Below are 17,624 nucleotides of genomic sequence, written 5' to 3' on the forward strand. Positions count from 1 at the left end.
AGTCAGAAGACCGGAGTCAGAAGTGATCGGTGACCATGACCGGTGGTCGGTAGTCAGTGGAGTGCTAAAATCCCCTTAAGGGGATTTTCGGTGTTTGCCGATAACCGATAACCTACTGCCCAATCAAAATAAAAGGTGCCCAGTAATATGGCTTCGAAAAATCACCGGTCCGGATCATCTTCAATTTGGCTTGTCTCAGTCCGTCACTATAATCGTTGCCTGAAATGTTGCCATAGAAGTCGATCATCAGGTCGGAGGTTGACGTATCGGCAACGCTCCATAACGACACCACAATGTTATTGGCCCCTGCATATACGAGGGCTCTTGAAAGCCCGATGATGCCTTCACCTTTTGAGACTTTGCCCAGGCCGGTTTCACATGCGGAGAGCGTTACAAGGTCAGCGCCCAGTTGAAGGTTATAGATTTCCCCGGAGAAGAGGTTGCCATCGTTGGTCTCACTTTCCTTGAGGAATATTCTGGATAAAGCCGGATTGTTTTCATTGACCACCCCGTGCGTAGCAAAATGCAGATACCTGTAATCTTTCAGGTTTTTGGATTTTACAATTTCCTCACTGGCATTGGCTTCCAGGTATACCTCGGGCTTTATACCCTTGCCCGACAGGATCTGTTGCAGGTTAGACACCTCCTGGTTTGTTCCCGGAAGGTCGTCCAGCTGGGAAAATGTTACGGGAGCACAAAGAAAGGCCGATGGTTTTTGATTGGATTGCCTCAGGTTTAAATGGTTTTGATAATATAAAGCAGAAGCATACTGGTAGCTGATAGCATAGTCATTGATCAGATAGTCCAGTGATTTATAATCTAAAGGAAAACCTTTGGCAGAGCGGGTGAGGAGGGCCTCAAAAGGTACTGTGCCTAATCTGCCTGCCGGGATCACGATGAGGTGGTCCACCGATTTGTGCAATGAGCCCGGGAAAAGAATTTCATACAATTCATCCGCCGTAAGCGCATAGATCTCATCCTCTTTAAAATAAAGACTGTTCCTAAGGCCACTCAGGTAGCGGTCAAAGTTCTCAGTTTGCTGTACATTGTAAGCATTGAACTTACCCGGGCTGATCTGATATACATACAGCCTTTTGGAGCGATCAGCTATAAAGTAGCTGACAATGGCCTGATTTTCCTTCAATGTCTCCTGCAACTGCGCTACTGAAGGTATCGGTACATTATACTTCAGGTTAAAGTACTGAGGGTAATTCTTCTCAAGGTCTGCAATAAATGTATTGTATCGCTGCTTAAGCGTAAAAAGCCTTTCCCTGTATTTGGAGGCTACAGCTTCCTCAGGTTTCTGTGCCAACTTTTGCTCATAGTAGGCAATTTCTGATTTGAGTTCGTTTTCCTCGGTCAGTTTACTATCTGGTATGTTGGCGAATGATTTGGCCGACGCATCCGAAATGGCCTCCAGGAGAACTGATGACTTACTCTTTTCAGCAAAATAAAAAGACAGTTCATAATAGGGGTCTTTTTTTACAGCCACATCAGCCATGTAATAGCAAAGGCGGACACCATTTTCGTATACCTGAGAAGAAATCTCCCCGAGCTCAAGCTTATCCGCTTCATTGGTGCTGATCTGCCTTATCTTGTCCACCAGCGTATCGGCCACTTGCAAGGTGGTAAGGCTTAGTTTTGCATCTTTGAATTTCAGGGTAAGGTTATGGTGAAGGTCTTCCAGAGCCTGGGCTTTATAAAAAAGCGTATTCAACAGAGTGTTGGCATTGAAATACTCATCCGTTGAAGGATTGGCCTCCAGATCTTGGTTGTCAAAAGTCTTAGCATTGGCGATCAGGGCTTTTTGATAATAGGAGAGGGCAGGTTCAAATTCACCTTTAATATTATAGATGTTGCCGATCAGGTTCAGTGTTCTGGCTATTTCAGGATGCTTTGTCCCATAGTGTTTTTGATAAACAGCCAGGGCATTCTCATAATATTCTTTGGCCACACCAAGGTTATTCATCAACTGGTATGTTCTGCCCAGGTTGGTATGGATAAAGCCTTCATTGGGATGGCCGTCAGGGTGCAGGTTCTGCCAGATCTTTAACGCTTCATTGAAGTAATTCTGGGCATCGCCAAACATCTCTATGTTCCTGTATATTATGCCGATATTGGCCTTAGCCTGAGCTACTTTCTGATGGTTCTCCCCATAGATGTCCTGATAGATGGCCAGTGCCTTTTCGTAAGTTTCCAGGGCTTCATCAGGGTTGGTTGAGACCAACCCGAGGTCGTTGTATGAAGCGGCCAGCTTTTCATGGCCTGCATCAAAGAGCTTGCTGCGTATGGCCAGAGCCTGAGAAATGTATTCTTTGGCGCTGGCGCTGCTTCCGGTATTCCAAAAGACCAACCCAAGGTTATTCAGGCTGGCAGCCTGGTCTTCCGATCCGTTTTTTGATAACTCAAGTGCCGTTTCAAAATAGTTCAGGGCTACATCATTACGGCCTTTTCGTAGATATACTTCACCAAGCAGATTGTTGCAGTTAGCATTGTCTGTAGCTTGTACTTGTTGGGCTAAGGCTGCAGCCTGCTCAATTTCCCCTTTATCCAGCAGTTCTCTCAGCCCATTACATGTGCTTTGAGCAAAAGAGGTATGTAGAACGGCTGCTGTTAGAATAGTTGTGATAATCAGGCTACGCATCTTAGAAACGGATTACGTATGCTATGGAAGCCACATTTTCACGCGTTAGCCCGTCGGGGTTCACATCACGGTCAGTAAATTTGTGGCCTAAAAGTACCTTGGCGGTATGATACACATTGAAATGATAGGCTACACCTAAGATTCCTGAAAGTGCCATTCCTGTAGTACCGTCGAGTTTTACACGCTCGCCATTTTCGGTGATTTCGTCTTTGGTGATCCTGAAAATAGGCAATACGCCAAGCCTGACATCCAGGTTGGAGAAGTGAAAAGCCCTTTCCGCACGTAGCATGACGTCTGTCCCTCTTTTCAGGTCATTAGCTAAGTGGTGACTTCGCAAATAACCGGGATCCGGATACCCGCTCCATTCCTCATATTGGAAGTTGTTCTGATTGTTATGGCTTACAGGTATTTGAATTCCCGTAGCAAACATCCACTTTTTACTGATATAAGAAGCTCCAGCTACGATGTCCCATGTACCAAGGCTGACCTGGTAGTACATAGGCAAGTCATGAGGCTGCCCGTCGGAGGTAAATTCAGGTTTATCATCACCTTCCAGATCAGATTTTCCTGAAGGTATTTTTCCTCCCAATGTAGCGTTGATGTGGTAGTTCTCAGTAGTCTTGAAATTGTGTGTGAAGCTGTATGAAATATCTCCCATACCTGATGTTTTTCCCAGGTTCCCTTTTACCCATTGGTAAGGAAGCTTTACCTGAAATGAGGTGTTTTCAGTGATGCCAAAGGTAAAATCAAGGGTAGTAACGTTAATTACAGGTGTTAGCCTGGTTGTACCTCTGTATTGGTTGAGTTCAAGGGCCCTTAATTTAAAATTGATCTTTTTAGTGTAGACCTGTCCCGGACTCATAGCACCCATAGTACAGAAGCCGGCATCACTACAACCCTGGCCAGATACGAAAGAGAATGAACACAGGCCAATAAAAATCAGTAGCAGCTTTTTCATGTTAATTGTAAGTGTAATAACAAATTATAAAATTATCCAGAAAAGGGCTACCATTTACCCACAATATATTGCTAGCCCTTTGTATTAAGACGCCTAAAATATTCATCAGCAGCCTTTTTAACCTTCGGTGCCAGTATCAAAGCCGAAGTTACCGTAGGGATAGACATCAACGCAAAAGCTGAATCTATCAAACTGATAATAGCGGCCAGAGAAGAGATAGCGCCGTACAATATGGTCACTACGTAGATATAGTTGTAATAGTGGCTTTTGTCTGCACCAATTAAAAAGCTCATACACTTGGTTCCGTAGTAAGAGTATGAGAATAAGGAAGTTATGGAGAAAATTAAAATGCAAACCATGAGAATATAATGACCAAATCCAGGAAATGCAGACTCAAAGGCGTTGGCGGTAAGCGTCACACCGTTGCTGTCGGTGGTTTGCCAAACTCCGGTAATGAGGATAGCCAGAGCAGTAAGTGTACACACTATTATGGTATCAATAAATGGCCCTAACATAGCTACCAGTCCTTCTCGTACCGGTTCCATGGTTTTGGCTGCGCCATGTGCCATAGGAGCAGTACCTATACCGGCTTCATTAGAAAAAGCAGCCCTTCTTGCACCCAGTACGATTAACCCTCCAAGTGCTCCGCCAAGTAAAGCATCACCATTATAGTTATCCGCAGTAAAGGCATTGGTAATAATCATGCCGATGTAACGAGGTACATCACTGATATTGATCAGAAGAATGATAACCACCGAAATGAAGTATAACACTACCATTATGGGCACCATCTTTCCGGCTACTTTACCAATTCTTTTGATCCCTCCGAATATTACCAGGCAAACAAAAACCAAAATAACGAGCCCTACATAAAGGTCGGTGTCAACAAAGTGAAGTGGGCCGTAGTCTATTACATTACCTTTGATGCCATTGGGTATTAACACGATATCCTGAATAGCCTGTGTGAGCTGATTGGCCTGGAATATCGGCAGGCAACCTATAAGCCCGAATACGGCAAACATAACCGCCAGTGGCTTCCAGCCTTTGCCAAGCCCTTCCATGATCACATACATGGGGCCACCCTGAATTTCGCCGGCAGAGTCCTTGCCGCGGTATAAAATAGAAAGTGTACAGGTGAAAAATTTGGTAGCCATGCCTACAAAGGCGCTGATCCACATCCAGAAAATGGCTCCCGGCCCACCTACAGCTATAGCCACGGCCACACCGCTGATATTCCCCATGCCTACAGTGGCGGCAAGAGCTGTTGAAAGCGCTTCGTAATGGTTGATCTGACCCGGGTCATTCGGATCATCATATTTTCCACGAAGTACATCGATGGCATGAAAGAAGTATTTGAAAGGAATAAAACGAGAATAAACAACAAAAAACAATCCGCCACCCATAAGAAGCATCAAAAGTGGCATTCCCCATATCCAATTTGCAAAGTTTACAAGTATACTTTCTAAGTATTTCAAAGGCAATCCTGTTTTGTAAGAGCGCTAAGATATAAATTATTAACGCTCGTCGATGAAATTATTTACATATTTGCTAACTTCTGATTTGTAGCTAATTTAATGCTAAGCTAAATGACAATTATTTTTTCAGCTATTTTTTCCCTCTTTATTCAAACTCCTGTCCCTGTTACGACAATTGATAGTCTGGAAAATTCACTGGCATCGGCTTCGGGGAAACAGAAAGTCATCTTACTTAATGAGTTGTACAAGCAATATGTAAATAATGATGCAGCTAAAGCGTTAGACTATACCACAGAGGCCCTGGCACTGGCCGAAGAAATAAAAGATGCAAGTGGTATATCATCCTCCTACAACAATATAGGGGTAGTATTCAAAAACAGGGGTGAGCTGGATAAGGCCCTGGAAAATTATATTCGCGCCCTACGGATACAGGAGGAAAACAAATTTGTAGATGCACTGGCCTATACCTACAGCAACATCGGGACAGTATATTCGCTGAAAAGGGAATATGATAAGGCCCTGCAATATTTCTATAAAGCCAATGATCAGTTTGAAAGCATTGGGCATAAACTCAGGATTGTAGGTTCATTAAACAATATCGGAAATGTATTTGAAGCGCAGGGATATTATGATGAGGCATTGGAATACTACCTGCGTTCGCTGACTATATATGGTGAAATAGAAGATAATTCCAAGGCTTTTGTGCCTTTCAATAACATAGGCAATATCTATTACAATCAAGGGAAATATGGTGAGGCACGGGCGTATTACGAGAGCTCCCTGGACATGGAGAGGTTTAACAACGACCTCAACGGTCAGGCCAATGCCCTGCATAATATAGGAATGGTTGAAAAGGCCTTACAACGCTATGATAAGGCCCTGGAGATATTTGATGAGGCATTGTCTATTGTACAGGAAACTGACAATAAACGCTTGCTGGCGATCATTTACCAATCCATAGCCGAAACCTATTTTTCAAAAGGAGATATGTTCCTGGCGTATAGCTTTTTACGTTTTCACAATCAGGCCAAAGACAGTCTTTATGATCAGGAGAGTAGCCAGCGCATAGCCGAGCTGGAAAGTGCCTATGAGCTGGAAAAGAAAGAGAACCAGATTAAGTCGCTTCAGATGGACAGCCAGCTGCAGCAACTCCGGATAAGTAATGATAAGATCATCATTACATCTGGTATAGTCATTCTTGTGATAGGGGTGGGGCTCACGCTGGTTATCCTGAATAAATACAAGCAGATAAGGAGGAATAAGCGGCTTCTGGAAAAGCAAAACAACAAGCTGGAGCATCAGAAGCTTGTAATTGAGGAAAAGAACCAGAATATCACCGAAAGTATAGATTACGCCAAAAGTGTGCAGCGTTCCCTTTTGCAGTTTCAGGTATCACCGGAGAAGATGGACAGGTCATTTATTTTATATAAGCCGAAGGATATTGTTAGTGGTGATTTCTTCTGGTATGCCGACATGGGTGATGTGGATATTGTTGCTGCCATTGATTGTACAGGGCATGGTGTAGCCGGGGCATTCATGACCGTGATAGGGATGTCATCGCTGGAGCAGATCATCAACCGGGATAAAATTTATGAGCCCGGCCAAATACTCATGCAGCTCAACCAGCAGGTACGCAATGCCCTGAAACAAAGAGAAAAATCAGATACCGATCATGGTATGGATGTAGCCTTGTGCAAGATTGACCATGTCTCAAAACAAGTGGTATTTGCCGGAGCCAACCGCCCGTTATATTACTTCCAGCATGGTGAGTTCAAAGAGATCAAAGGCACCAAGCGAACCATAGGAGAGAAGGCTGCGCCCGAAATGCTTTTCGAAAACCACATCATTGACCTTAAAGGTGATGAAACCTTTTACCTCACTTCAGACGGGTACGCAGACCAATTCGGCGGTGAAAAAGGCAAGAAATTCATGGTAGGCCGATTCAAACAATTACTACATGAAATCCAGGGACTAACTATAGTTGACCAGAGACAAAAGCTAAACCAAACCATCAAAGACTGGAAAAACGACAATGAACAGACGGATGATATTTTAGTAATAGGTTTTAAACCGTGACTGGGCACCAAATTACCGTCACCCACACCGTCATTCCTGAATTCTCTTAAATAAGACTTTATCGCATTGCTACACCTAATGAAAATATCAGGAATCTCCCGGATCCGAGGCAGGCTTTAAACACCCCTATAATCCCCTCAGGGGGACAGTCGCGTCGTAGAAATATTCAAAATCCAATTTTATTTACAGTTTACTGTTCACCAGTCAGTCACCGGTTATCGCTTTACTAACCTTTCCTGAAATCACCGATTACCTCTTCACCGATCACTGATTACCCCTTATTTTCTCCGCTACGCTTCGTTTTGAATGACGTGGTATGGTGATCTACACCACCATATTCAACTTACCTTGCGACACCGCCATCAAATTGCTCATCTGGTATAATATCCTTGCACCGACGTTGGCATCCCATTCATCTTCACCGGGAGATACCTCGTTAAGGTCAAAACCAATGATTTTGCGGCCGGATTTTACCACCTGTTTGAACAGGTACATAACCTGGTGGTATTCTAAACCTCCGGGAACGGGTGTACCGGTGTTAGGGCAGAGCTTGGGATCGAGGCCGTCAATATCAAAGCTAATATACACTTGCTCAGGCAGGTGGGTGATGATGTTATTGCATATATTTTCCCAGGTATAACCCTCCAGCAAGGCAGATTTCAGGTCTTCATCATAAAAAGTTACCACCCGGCCATTGGATGTTTTAATATATTCCGCCTCGTCTTCACAAAAATCGCGGATGCCTACCTGTACCAGCTTGGTTATCTGCTGGATTTCCATGGCATTGTACATAATAGAAGCATGCGAATAGGTGAAGTCTTCATAAGCTTTCCTCAGGTCGGCGTGTGCGTCTATTTGTAATATTCCGAAGTTGTCGTATTTCTCACTCAGGGCAGACATCAAACCAAGCGGAGTACTGTGGTCACCACCAAGCAGGCCTACCATTTTCCCTTGTTCGAGCTGCTTTAAGGCCTGTGACTTAACGTATATATTCAGTTTCTCGCAAATTTCATTAACCGTTGAAGGGATTACCTTTAACTCATCCGAAATCCAGTCCTCCTCGTTTTCCTCCAGCCACTGAATGTACCTGGCAGCCAGGTCACGATATTTTTCATTTTCCCTTTTGAACCCCGGTGAAATCGGGAGCATGCTGATGCCCAGTTTCCAGGCATCGGGTATGTCTTTTACAAAAAGGTCTACCTGGGCAGAAGCTTCAAGTATGGCTTCCGGACCGTCAGCGGTGCCGGCGGTGTAAGATACCGTTACCTCCCAGGGCACGGGTATGATGATCAGCTCAGCAGTATCATTATTAAAAGGCAGTCCGAACAAGTTGCCCGAGGTACCGGGTGCATTGGGGTCGAACTTGGAAATTATCTCTTCTTTCTCCGTCATAGTTTTCTATCGAAATTGGGGGACGAAATTAATTAAAAATTGAGCAAATCAGGATACTCATAGCTGACCATTTTTCCGGTGCCTTCGGAGATCATATTCCATTGATCAAGCTCGAATTCTATACTTACCACACCACATGTGGTCATGTCACCTATTTCTGATTTGGTCAGGTACTCAGCCAGATAGCTGATGGCCGGGTTATGGCCTACCAGCAATACGGTATTCCACTCATCCTTGAGCTGATTGATCACCTGCAGAAGAGTACGGGTTGAGGCCTCGTATATTTCAGGATTTAGATGTATTTTAGATGTGTCGTACTTGAGTTGCTCCGCAATGAGGGATGCGGTAGCCTGTGCCCTGACCGCCGGGCTGCTGACAATAATATCGAATTGTATACCTTTGTTGCTGAAGTTAATGCCCATCCGGGTGGAGTTTTGAAGCCCGATGGAATTCAGCTCCCGGTCTGTGTCATTCTGCCCGGGTTGCTTGTCAGAGGCCTTTGCATGGCGTGCAAGAAATAAAGTTTTAGTCATAACTTTTCTAAAATAAGAGTTGTTAATTTGCCTACCTAACAAATGTCTCACTAATTATTTAATTAGATCAAAAATTTTATTTTTGAAAATTTTAGTGATCTTTGAAATTCTCAAAACAGTTGAATTTTAACATATGCCGAAGAATTTAGTCATCGTGGAGTCTCCTGCAAAGGCCAAAACAATTGAAGGATACCTGGGGAAGGATTATAAAGTAACATCAAGCTACGGTCACGTTCGTGACCTGCCAAAAGGAGACAAAGCTATTGACAAAGAGCATGGCTTTAAACCTACTTACGAAATCACCGCCGATAAAAAAGAGGTGGTAAAAGAACTGAAAAAACTGGTTAAGGAAGCGGAGACTATCTACCTCGCAAGTGATGATGACCGCGAAGGAGAGGCCATTTCGTGGCACTTAAAAGAGGCCCTGAACCTTAACGATGACAATACAAGAAGGATCGTATTCAGGGAGATCACAAAAAATGCCATTGAGAATGCGATCAAAAACCCGAGAGGAATTGATATAGACCTTGTTAATGCGCAGCAGGCACGCCGTGTGCTTGACAGGCTTGTTGGTTTTGAGCTTTCACCTATCCTTTGGAAAAAGATTAAAACCGGACTTTCCGCAGGGCGCGTGCAGTCAGTAGCAGTAAGGCTGGTAGTAGAAAGGGAAAGGGATGTGGAGAAATTTGATCCTGTCAGTTCTTATAAAATAACGGCAACCTTTGACCTTGGAGGCAAAAAGCTGCTAAGCGCGGAGCTGCCGAAAAAATTTGACACTGAGGAGGAGGCGATGCAGTTTCTGGAGGCATGCAAAGATGCAGAATTCTCCATTATAGATCTGCAAAAGAAGCCTTCCAAAAAATCACCAGCACCTCCGTTCACTACTTCTACACTGCAGCAGGAAGCCAGCAGAAAGCTGGGTTTCTCCGTGTCACAGACCATGACCATAGCCCAGAAGCTTTATGAAGCAGGTATCATTTCCTATATGAGAACAGACTCTGTTAACCTGTCGGATGAAGCTGTTAACGGTGCAGTGAGTGAGATCAAAAAAGCTTACGGAGACAATTTCGTTAAAGTCAGAAAATATAAAACTAAATCATCAGGCGCCCAGGAAGCTCACGAAGCCATCAGGCCGACCAACTTTGCTGTTACCAGTCCGGGAGTGGACAGGAATGGAGAGCGCTTGTATGAACTGATTTGGAAAAGGGCAATTGCCTCCCAGATGGCCGATGCCCAGATAGAAAAAACAACTGCCACCATTGGCATCTCTACCGTGCCACAGCAACTGGTTGCAACCGGGGAGGTGGTCAAGTTTGAAGGCTTTCTTTCTGTTTACCTGGAGTCTACCGATGATGAAGACGAAGGAGAAGAGCAAAAGGGAATGCTTCCACCGCTTAAAGTAGGGCAGGAGCTTATACTTGATACCATGAAAGCCCGTCAAGGCTTTACAAGGCCTCCAGCCAGGTACACTGAAGCCAGTCTGGTGAAGAAGCTGGAAGAAATGGGTATAGGACGCCCGTCAACGTATGCTCCCACCATTTCGACCATTCAGAAAAGGAACTATGTGATCAAAGAGAACAGGGAAGGTACTGAGAGACAATACACGGTGTTGGAACTCAAGGATAAAAAGGTTACACCGAAGTCGCTGACAGAAGTGGTAGGTACGGAGAAGAGTAAGCTGTTCCCAACCAACATGGCTATGGTGGTGAATGATTTCCTTGTCGAACATTTTCCTAACGTGACCAACTATAGCTTTACCGCAGAAGTAGAGAAGCTTTTTGATGAAGTAGCGCAAGGGTTGAAAGAGTGGGATAAAATGATTGGTGAATTTTATTCTGAATTCCACTCCAAAGTAGAAAATACCGAAAATATTGAGCGATCTTCCGTACCCAAGTCAAAGGAGTTAGGGATCGACCCTAAATCTGGTAAAAAAGTAATTGCCAGACTAGGTAAATTCGGACCAATAGCTCAAATAGGTGGGGATGATGAGGATGAGAAGCCTCAATATGCCAGCCTGAGAAAAGGGCAGTTTATTGAAAGCATTACCCTGGAAGATGCCCTGGAACTGTTCAAGCTACCAAGGGAGATTGGTGAGTTTGAAGGCAAACCCATGCAGGCAGCCATAGGGAGGTTTGGGCCTTACATCCGGCACGACGGCAAATTTGTATCCATCCCTAAAGATGACGACCCGTACAGCATAGAGGCTGACAGGGCTATCGAACTCATCCAGCAAAAGAGAGAAGCAGATGCCAATAAGTTTATAAAATCGTTTGATGAGAATCCTGATGTTCAGGTGCTTAACGGAAGGTATGGCCCATACATTAAGTTTGGTAAAAAGAATGTGAAGATACCGAAAGGTAAGGAGCCTAAAGAACTTACTTTGGAGGAGTGCATAGAGCTTGCGGAGAAAACACCTGCCAAAAAAGGAGGCAGAAAAAAGAAATAATATTATGATGAAGGTAGTTGTTCTTACAGGAGCAGGTATCAGTGCTGAAAGTGGCATAGCCACTTTCAGGGATTCCAACGGCCTTTGGGAGGGACATGATGTGATGGAAGTTGCTTCCCCACAGGGCTGGGCAAAGAACCCTGAGCTTGTATTGAACTTCTACAACGAGCGAAGAAAGGCCTCCCTAAAGGCAGAACCGAATGCCGGTCACCTTGCCCTGGCTAAGTTGGAAGAAGATTTTGATGTAACCATTGTCACACAAAATGTAGACAACCTTCATGAAAAAGCCGGCTCATCAAACGTGATCCACCTTCATGGGCAGCTATTCCAGTGCCGGAGTACTGCTGATGATAATTTGGTTTACGAAATGGATGGATGGGAGCTTAAGCTGGGAGATAAATGTGAGAAGGGCTCTCAGCTAAGGCCAAATATCGTTTGGTTTGGAGAACTTGTACCTATGATGGAAATTGCCGCCAAAGAAACTTATGGAGCAGATATTTTTATGGTGGTAGGCACCTCACTGGTGGTGTACCCCGCTGCAGGCCTGCTCGATCTGGTTGCTGATCATGTACCTAAGTATGTTATAGACCCGAAATTACCCCAGGTATCAAAAAGATCGAACCTCTACCTGTATGAAGAAAATGCAACAACAGGTGTTGAAAAGGTAAGGCAGCGCTTACTTGCTGACCTTTGATGCCTGCTTATTCAGAAATTTCCTGAACGATTTGGTGTCATAATTAGCCATTCCCACCTTCTTCGCAACAATTTTGCCGTCTTTTGATATCACATAGGTGGTGGGTATGGAAGGGGACCTGAATACATCAGGTACGCGGCTGGCAGGTAGGTAAACCGGGAAGGTATATTCCTTTTTGGCAATAAACCTTTTTGGCTTCTCAATACTATCATCCATTGAGAGCATTACAAATACAATATCTTTGTTGTCAATCTTATTGTATAAGTCCTGAATACCAGGCATTTCCGCGATGCAGGGAGCGCACCACGTAGCCCAAACGTTTAGAAAGATCACTTTACCTTTAAAGTCTTCAAATTTTACTGTTTGGCCATCCAGTGCCTGAAGTGTAAAATTGAAATCAGCTTTTTCAGGATTTTCAAGCTTTGTATCTGCGGTGATCAGACCTGTGCTTAAAATCGCCCTTTGTGCAAGGGCGGCCACATCAGTGTACAAGCCGGTAAAATATAGAAATAAACCTAGGGCCAAAAATATTCCCCACTCTCTTAGTTGCTTTTTCATACAGGATAAATTAGAAGAAAGGTTTTAACTCAAAATAAAGTTAAAAACCGAAAAACCAGTTCTTATAACGTAAAGATTTTGCAATGAGGTTCCCTTTTTTCGTAAATTAAATGTCTGCTGACCGACCTGATAATCACTTTATAAAATGTTAATAACTTTTAGGCCTATGGGTCAGCAGGCTATTTCATAATTTTATATTTTTGTCGGCCTCAAAAAATAATACGTATAAATAATTAGAATGGATAAGAATATTTCAATAGTAGCCAAAGAGCTGGGAATCAATGAGAAGCAGGCTTTTGCTGTAGTAGAGTTGCTGGATGAAGGAGCCACTGTACCTTTTATTTCCAGGTATAGGAAAGAAATGACAGGTAGCCTTGATGAAGTTGCCATTACATCGATCAGGGACAGGGTAACACAGCTCAGGGAGTTGGATAAAAGGAGAGAGGCTATATTAAAGTCTATTGAAAAGCAGGAGAAGCTGACCCCTGAACTGGAAGCATCCATCAACGCAGCCCAGACACTGGCAGAGTTGGAGGATATTTATCTCCCTTACAAGCCAAAGAGAAAAACCAGGGCTTCCGTGGCCAAGGAAAAAGGACTTGAGCCATTGGCAAAAGTGCTGTTCGAGCAGGAGTCAGCAGACCTCGAGAAGCTGGCCTCAGAATACATTGATGAAGAGAAGGGTGTGGCCAATACTGAGGAAGCATTGCAGGGCGCCAGAGACATCATAGCTGAGTGGATGAATGAAGATCAGGAAGTGCGTAAGAAGATGAGGGACCTGTTCGAGAAAGAGGCCGTGATCGTATCGAAAGTGATTAAAGGTAAGGAAGAGGAAGGCCAGAAATACAAAGACTACTTCGAATGGGAGGAACCAATTTCCAAAACACCTTCGCACAGGTTGCTGGCTATGAGACGTGGTGAGAAAGAGATGATCTTATCCCTTGATGTAGCACCTGACGATGATGTAGCCGTTGATCTTTTAAAAAGACAGTTTGTTAAATCTGCCAATGCAGCCGCAGAGCAGGTGAAAGAAGCCGCTGCCGACTGTTACAAAAGGTTGCTGAAGCCTTCCATGGAGACAGAGATCAGGATCAATTCTAAAAATAAGGCAGATGAAGAAGCTATCAGGGTGTTTGCAGATAACCTGAGACAGTTGCTGCTGGCTGCTCCTTTAGGGCAGAAAAACGTGCTGGCGTTAGACCCGGGATTCAGAACAGGCTGTAAAGTGGTAGTACTGGATAAACAAGGAAAGCTACTGCATAATGATGCCATATTCCCCAACGAACCTCAAAAGAGGGTAGCAGAGTCAGGCGCACTTGTAAAATACCTATGCGAAAAGTACGATGTGGAGGCTATTGCTATCGGTAATGGTACGGCCAGCCGTGAGACGGAAAGCTTTGTACGAGACCTCGGCCTGCCCAAAAGCATTTTAGTGATCATGGTAAATGAAAGTGGTGCTTCCGTATACTCCGCTTCGGATGTTGCCCGCGACGAATTTCCTGACTATGATGTAACGGTTCGTGGAGCCGTATCCATTGGAAGAAGGCTGATGGACCCGCTGGCTGAGCTTGTAAAAATCGACCCTAAATCTATCGGGGTAGGACAGTACCAGCATGATGTGGATCAAAATGCGCTGAAACATGGCCTTGATGATGTGGTGATGAGCTGTGTGAACTCTGTAGGAGTAGAGTTGAACACTGCCAGTAAAGAACTTCTTAGCTATGTATCAGGTCTCGGCCCAAGCCTTGCAAAAACCATTGTAGAGCACAGAAATCAAAACGGTCCGTTCAAAGACAGAAAATCGCTGACCAAAGTTTCAAGGCTTGGAGATAAGGCATTTGAACAGGCTGCCGGTTTCCTTAGGATACGCGGTGCGGAAAATCCGTTGGATAGCTCGGCAGTACACCCTGAAAGCTACCATATCGTTGAGAAAATGGCCTCTGATCTCGGCTGTTCCGTGCATGACATGATCAACGATGTGACGTTGAGAAATAAGATTGACCTTAAAAAGTATGTTACCGACACGGTAGGTCTGCCTACGCTTAACGACATTATGCAGGAATTGGCCAAGCCCGGCCGTGATCCGCGTGAGAGCTTTGAAGTATTCAGTTTTCAGGATGGTGTTAATACCATGGGCGACCTGAAGATAGGTATGAAACTTCCGGGGATCGTTACGAATATTACGAACTTTGGTGCTTTTGTGGATATTGGGGTTCACCAGGATGGTCTTGTACATGTGAGCCATCTGTCTGATTCTTTTGTTAAAAACCCTGCCGAAGTAGTTACCGTGCAGCAAAAAGTGACCGTAACTGTAATGGAGGTGGATACCAACCGAAAAAGGATTGGCTTATCGATGAAAAGTGATCCATTCGGTAAAAATCCTCCAAAACAAAAGAGCAAAAGAGATGAGAACCTGCCTCAGGGAGACCTGCAGGAAAAACTCAATAAGCTAAAAGGCCTATTTAATAGTTAATTTCTGCAAATGGATTGAAAAATCACTAAATTGCTTTTTATAAATAGTTGGTGATCTATGAAAAAAGCAATTCTACTTGTAATAGCAGTTAGTATCTCCGTATGCTATGCAGAAGCGCAAAGTGTTAAGTACAAAGACCTGTTCTTTTTACTGGATACAAAAAAGTACGATGATGCAGAGCCTTTTCTCAGGCAGTTTTTGAAAGAAGACAAGAATGCCGATCATCCCAATGCCAACTTTCAGATGGCCATGGTGTACCAGGAAAAGGCAAAGAAAAATGACGTACTCCTGGAAACGGATATACTAACTGCTAATATTGATTCTGCTATAATCTTCTATCGAAATGCTCTCACGTATATTGACGAAAAAGAGCTGAAACGCAATGATGAATATTACCAGGCCTATAAGCGACGAGATATTAGGACCGGGAAATTTGGTATTAAGCTGGCCGATATTCAGTTTGACCTTGAAAAAAAGATAGAGGGTCTTAATGAGCAAAAAAGTAAAGTATCGGAAGTGGTTGGCTACCATTCCAAAATGGAGGAATCCTATGGCGCCGCCCAGGCGAAGTTTAAATCCATTTATGGGGAAAGCCCGACCATAAAGGCACTGTATCTGAGGGCTGATGCCAATACCCTTAAAGAGCTGGAAGCACTCAAGGCCGATTACGTGCATGCCGTTGAAAATTTTGATAAATACAAATCCAGCATGGGCAAAATTACCGGTGCCCGTTACGACCAATCCCTGATTAAGAGAGAAATACTTGATTATAAAAAGGATGGTCAAACACCTCCCGATTACAGGGCTGATATCATTAACTTCTGGGATTATGGAAGCTGGGTTGAAAAGTCAGCGAAAATAATGAAAGATGAGATATTCCCACTTCGGGAAAAAGTGGTAGCATATGACCGGAAGCTCACAGCCCTTGAGAAGACGCTGTTAAGCGATTCTTTATCAGTGGCATCTGGTTTGGCTGCGCTATCCCCCAAGCTGATTGTAGATCAGCTCACACAGTATGACCCTGAACCGTTGCCTGTTGCCGTCTTTTCTCTCAGGGATGCCGAACTAAAATATAAGTCCCTTTTGATAGATCATAAGAGTTTCAGGGATTCTATCAATTTGCTTTATAAACTTGATGTTTTAAATCATAGTCTCAATGCATTAAATGCAATGGACAGTATAGTAAACATACTGATAGGTAAAAACCTTCAGGAAGAGAGTAAAAACTATCAGTATTTTATAGAAACGCAATTTGAAAGTGTGGAGTCGTTTCAGTCTTTTGTAAAAAGTAAACTTGACTATGCCATCGAACAAAAGCGTGCTAAAAATTATGACCTGGAGTATCTGGTAGAACGATCACGATGGTTAATTGATAAAAATGATTCTATTCCGTTATTCAAGATCACGGATGGTAAGTCTGGGTATGTTCCGTTGGTTATTGATGAGGATCGTACTACAGGCTTATACTATTCGGATAAAGGAAGTGTTCAAGGGTATTTTGCAAAGATAGACGAAACCAGAATCCCTAAAAGCCTTGTAAAGTTTGACCTTGATAAGGAGTATTTTAACAGGGAAAATATCACCAATATAATCGGTAAAAGCCTTGCTGATGAAAGTGGCCACATTTATTATGTGATAATATATGCCCCTAAACCGGAGCAGGAAGCGTATATGGCGGCTATTAGTAAAATATATAGTTCCGATGGCCTTTCCTGGACTAAGGGGGTTGATTTGGCGGCTGAACCGGTAAATTTGCTTTATGATGCCAGTTCCGGAAATTTCATTGTAGATTATAACAGAAAGGGAATAAACGATACAGGTACAAATGGGACATTGACTCCTACATCGTTGATACTTGATAAAAAAGGGAATATAAAAGAATAAAAAAAAGCCTTGTTAAACAAGGCTTATAAATTTCCGGTAAGTTTTTTCCAGTCCTGAAACCGGGTATCAATGCGGGTTTTAATAGCCTCATAATTTTCCCATGTGTCTTTTACATGGTAAATAGAAGGAAGTTTTTTCACCAACACTTCGTCGTAGTCATTTTTATAAAGGCCTCCACCATAATAGTAGTAGGTGAACATATTGCCGTGTTTGCTGAATAACTCATATCCCAGGTAGCCATCCCAGATCTCACTTAAGATTGTACAGGATATTTCCTTTCTTTTAAACCTGAAAATCTGCATTTCAGCTTCATCTTCAAAATATTCGGAATAAAGAGCATTTTCAATTACCCATCCCAGATACATACCAATATGCACGTAGGCCTGCTCTATAGGCAAAGAATCGGGAAAATTGCCCAGAAAGTGGCTTTTGGCATTATCATAGATGGTTTTCTGTATGTGTGCTTTTTTGTCATTCGTCATGCGCAGAAC

At 43.5% G+C, this 17,624-nt stretch carries 12 protein-coding genes; 5 read left to right on the plus strand and 7 right to left on the minus strand.

Annotated features, from left to right (window positions below; translation table 11 throughout):
- Positions 1–112 precede the first annotated feature (112 nt).
- The 3 genes from LVD17_RS19920 to LVD17_RS19930 all read right to left on the minus strand — a co-directional run bounded on the left by LVD17_RS19920 (position 113) and on the right by LVD17_RS19930 (position 5,077).
- Positions 113–2,644, minus strand: coding sequence for a CHAT domain-containing protein (locus LVD17_RS19920; RefSeq protein ID WP_233760769.1), 2,532 nt, complete (start codon positions 2,642–2,644; stop codon positions 113–115).
- Position 2,645: 1 nt separating this feature from the next.
- The gene (locus LVD17_RS19925) at positions 2,646–3,602 is read right to left on the minus strand and encodes a hypothetical protein (protein WP_233760770.1); all 957 of its coding nucleotides are present in this window, start codon (positions 3,600–3,602) and stop codon (positions 2,646–2,648) included.
- Between the two features lie 71 nt (positions 3,603–3,673).
- On the minus strand, positions 3,674–5,077 hold the full coding sequence (locus LVD17_RS19930; protein WP_233760771.1) for an alanine/glycine:cation symporter family protein: 1,404 nt from the start codon (positions 5,075–5,077) through the stop codon (positions 3,674–3,676).
- 111 nt (positions 5,078–5,188) lie between these two features.
- Between LVD17_RS19930 and LVD17_RS19935 the strand changes: the two genes are divergently transcribed.
- Positions 5,189–7,153: a tetratricopeptide repeat protein gene (locus LVD17_RS19935; RefSeq protein WP_233760772.1), complete on the plus strand. Its 1,965-nt coding sequence runs from the start codon at positions 5,189–5,191 to the stop codon at positions 7,151–7,153.
- A 324-nt stretch (positions 7,154–7,477) separates the two neighbouring features.
- Here LVD17_RS19935 and LVD17_RS19940 read toward each other — a convergent pair whose 3' ends face one another.
- Together LVD17_RS19940 and LVD17_RS19945 are read right to left on the minus strand one after the other, a co-directional pair.
- Positions 7,478–8,545, minus strand: coding sequence for an agmatinase family protein (locus LVD17_RS19940; protein ID WP_233760773.1), 1,068 nt, complete (start codon positions 8,543–8,545; stop codon positions 7,478–7,480).
- A 32-nt stretch (positions 8,546–8,577) separates the two neighbouring features.
- Entirely contained in the window at positions 8,578–9,078 is a 501-nt protein-coding gene (locus LVD17_RS19945) for a SixA phosphatase family protein (RefSeq protein WP_155176195.1), read from the minus strand.
- Between the two features lie 133 nt (positions 9,079–9,211).
- Between LVD17_RS19945 and topA the strand changes: the two genes are divergently transcribed.
- A complete protein-coding gene (gene topA / locus LVD17_RS19950) occupies positions 9,212–11,524 on the plus strand; it encodes a type I DNA topoisomerase (RefSeq protein ID WP_233760774.1) in 2,313 nt (770 codons plus the stop codon).
- A gap of 4 nt (positions 11,525–11,528) precedes the next feature.
- A complete protein-coding gene (locus LVD17_RS19955) occupies positions 11,529–12,218 on the plus strand; it encodes an SIR2 family NAD-dependent protein deacylase (protein WP_233760775.1) in 690 nt (229 codons plus the stop codon).
- On the opposite strand, the gene LVD17_RS19960 is transcribed toward LVD17_RS19955, so the two are convergent.
- On the minus strand, positions 12,201–12,776 hold the full coding sequence (locus LVD17_RS19960; protein WP_233760776.1) for a TlpA family protein disulfide reductase: 576 nt from the start codon (positions 12,774–12,776) through the stop codon (positions 12,201–12,203). The genes LVD17_RS19955 and LVD17_RS19960 overlap by 18 nt on opposite strands.
- A 238-nt stretch (positions 12,777–13,014) precedes the next feature.
- Between LVD17_RS19960 and LVD17_RS19965 the strand changes: the two genes are divergently transcribed.
- Both LVD17_RS19965 and LVD17_RS19970 read left to right on the plus strand, forming a co-directional pair.
- Positions 13,015–15,249 carry a Tex family protein gene (locus tag LVD17_RS19965; protein WP_233760777.1) on the plus strand — a complete coding sequence of 745 codons (2,235 nt, stop codon included), beginning with the start codon at positions 13,015–13,017 and terminating at the stop codon, positions 15,247–15,249.
- A 57-nt stretch (positions 15,250–15,306) separates the two neighbouring features.
- Positions 15,307–17,133: a tetratricopeptide repeat protein gene (locus tag LVD17_RS19970; RefSeq protein ID WP_233760778.1), complete on the plus strand. Its 1,827-nt coding sequence runs from the start codon at positions 15,307–15,309 to the stop codon at positions 17,131–17,133.
- 23 nt (positions 17,134–17,156) lie between these two features.
- Here the strand turns inward: LVD17_RS19970 and LVD17_RS19975 are convergent, their stop codons facing one another.
- Positions 17,157–17,615: a DUF7832 domain-containing protein gene (locus LVD17_RS19975; protein WP_233760779.1), complete on the minus strand. Its 459-nt coding sequence runs from the start codon at positions 17,613–17,615 to the stop codon at positions 17,157–17,159.
- Positions 17,616–17,624: the final 9 nt, after the last annotated feature.

The sequence above is a fragment of the Fulvivirga ulvae genome (assembly GCF_021389975.1).
Lineage (GTDB): Bacteria > Bacteroidota > Bacteroidia > Cytophagales > Cyclobacteriaceae > Fulvivirga > Fulvivirga ulvae.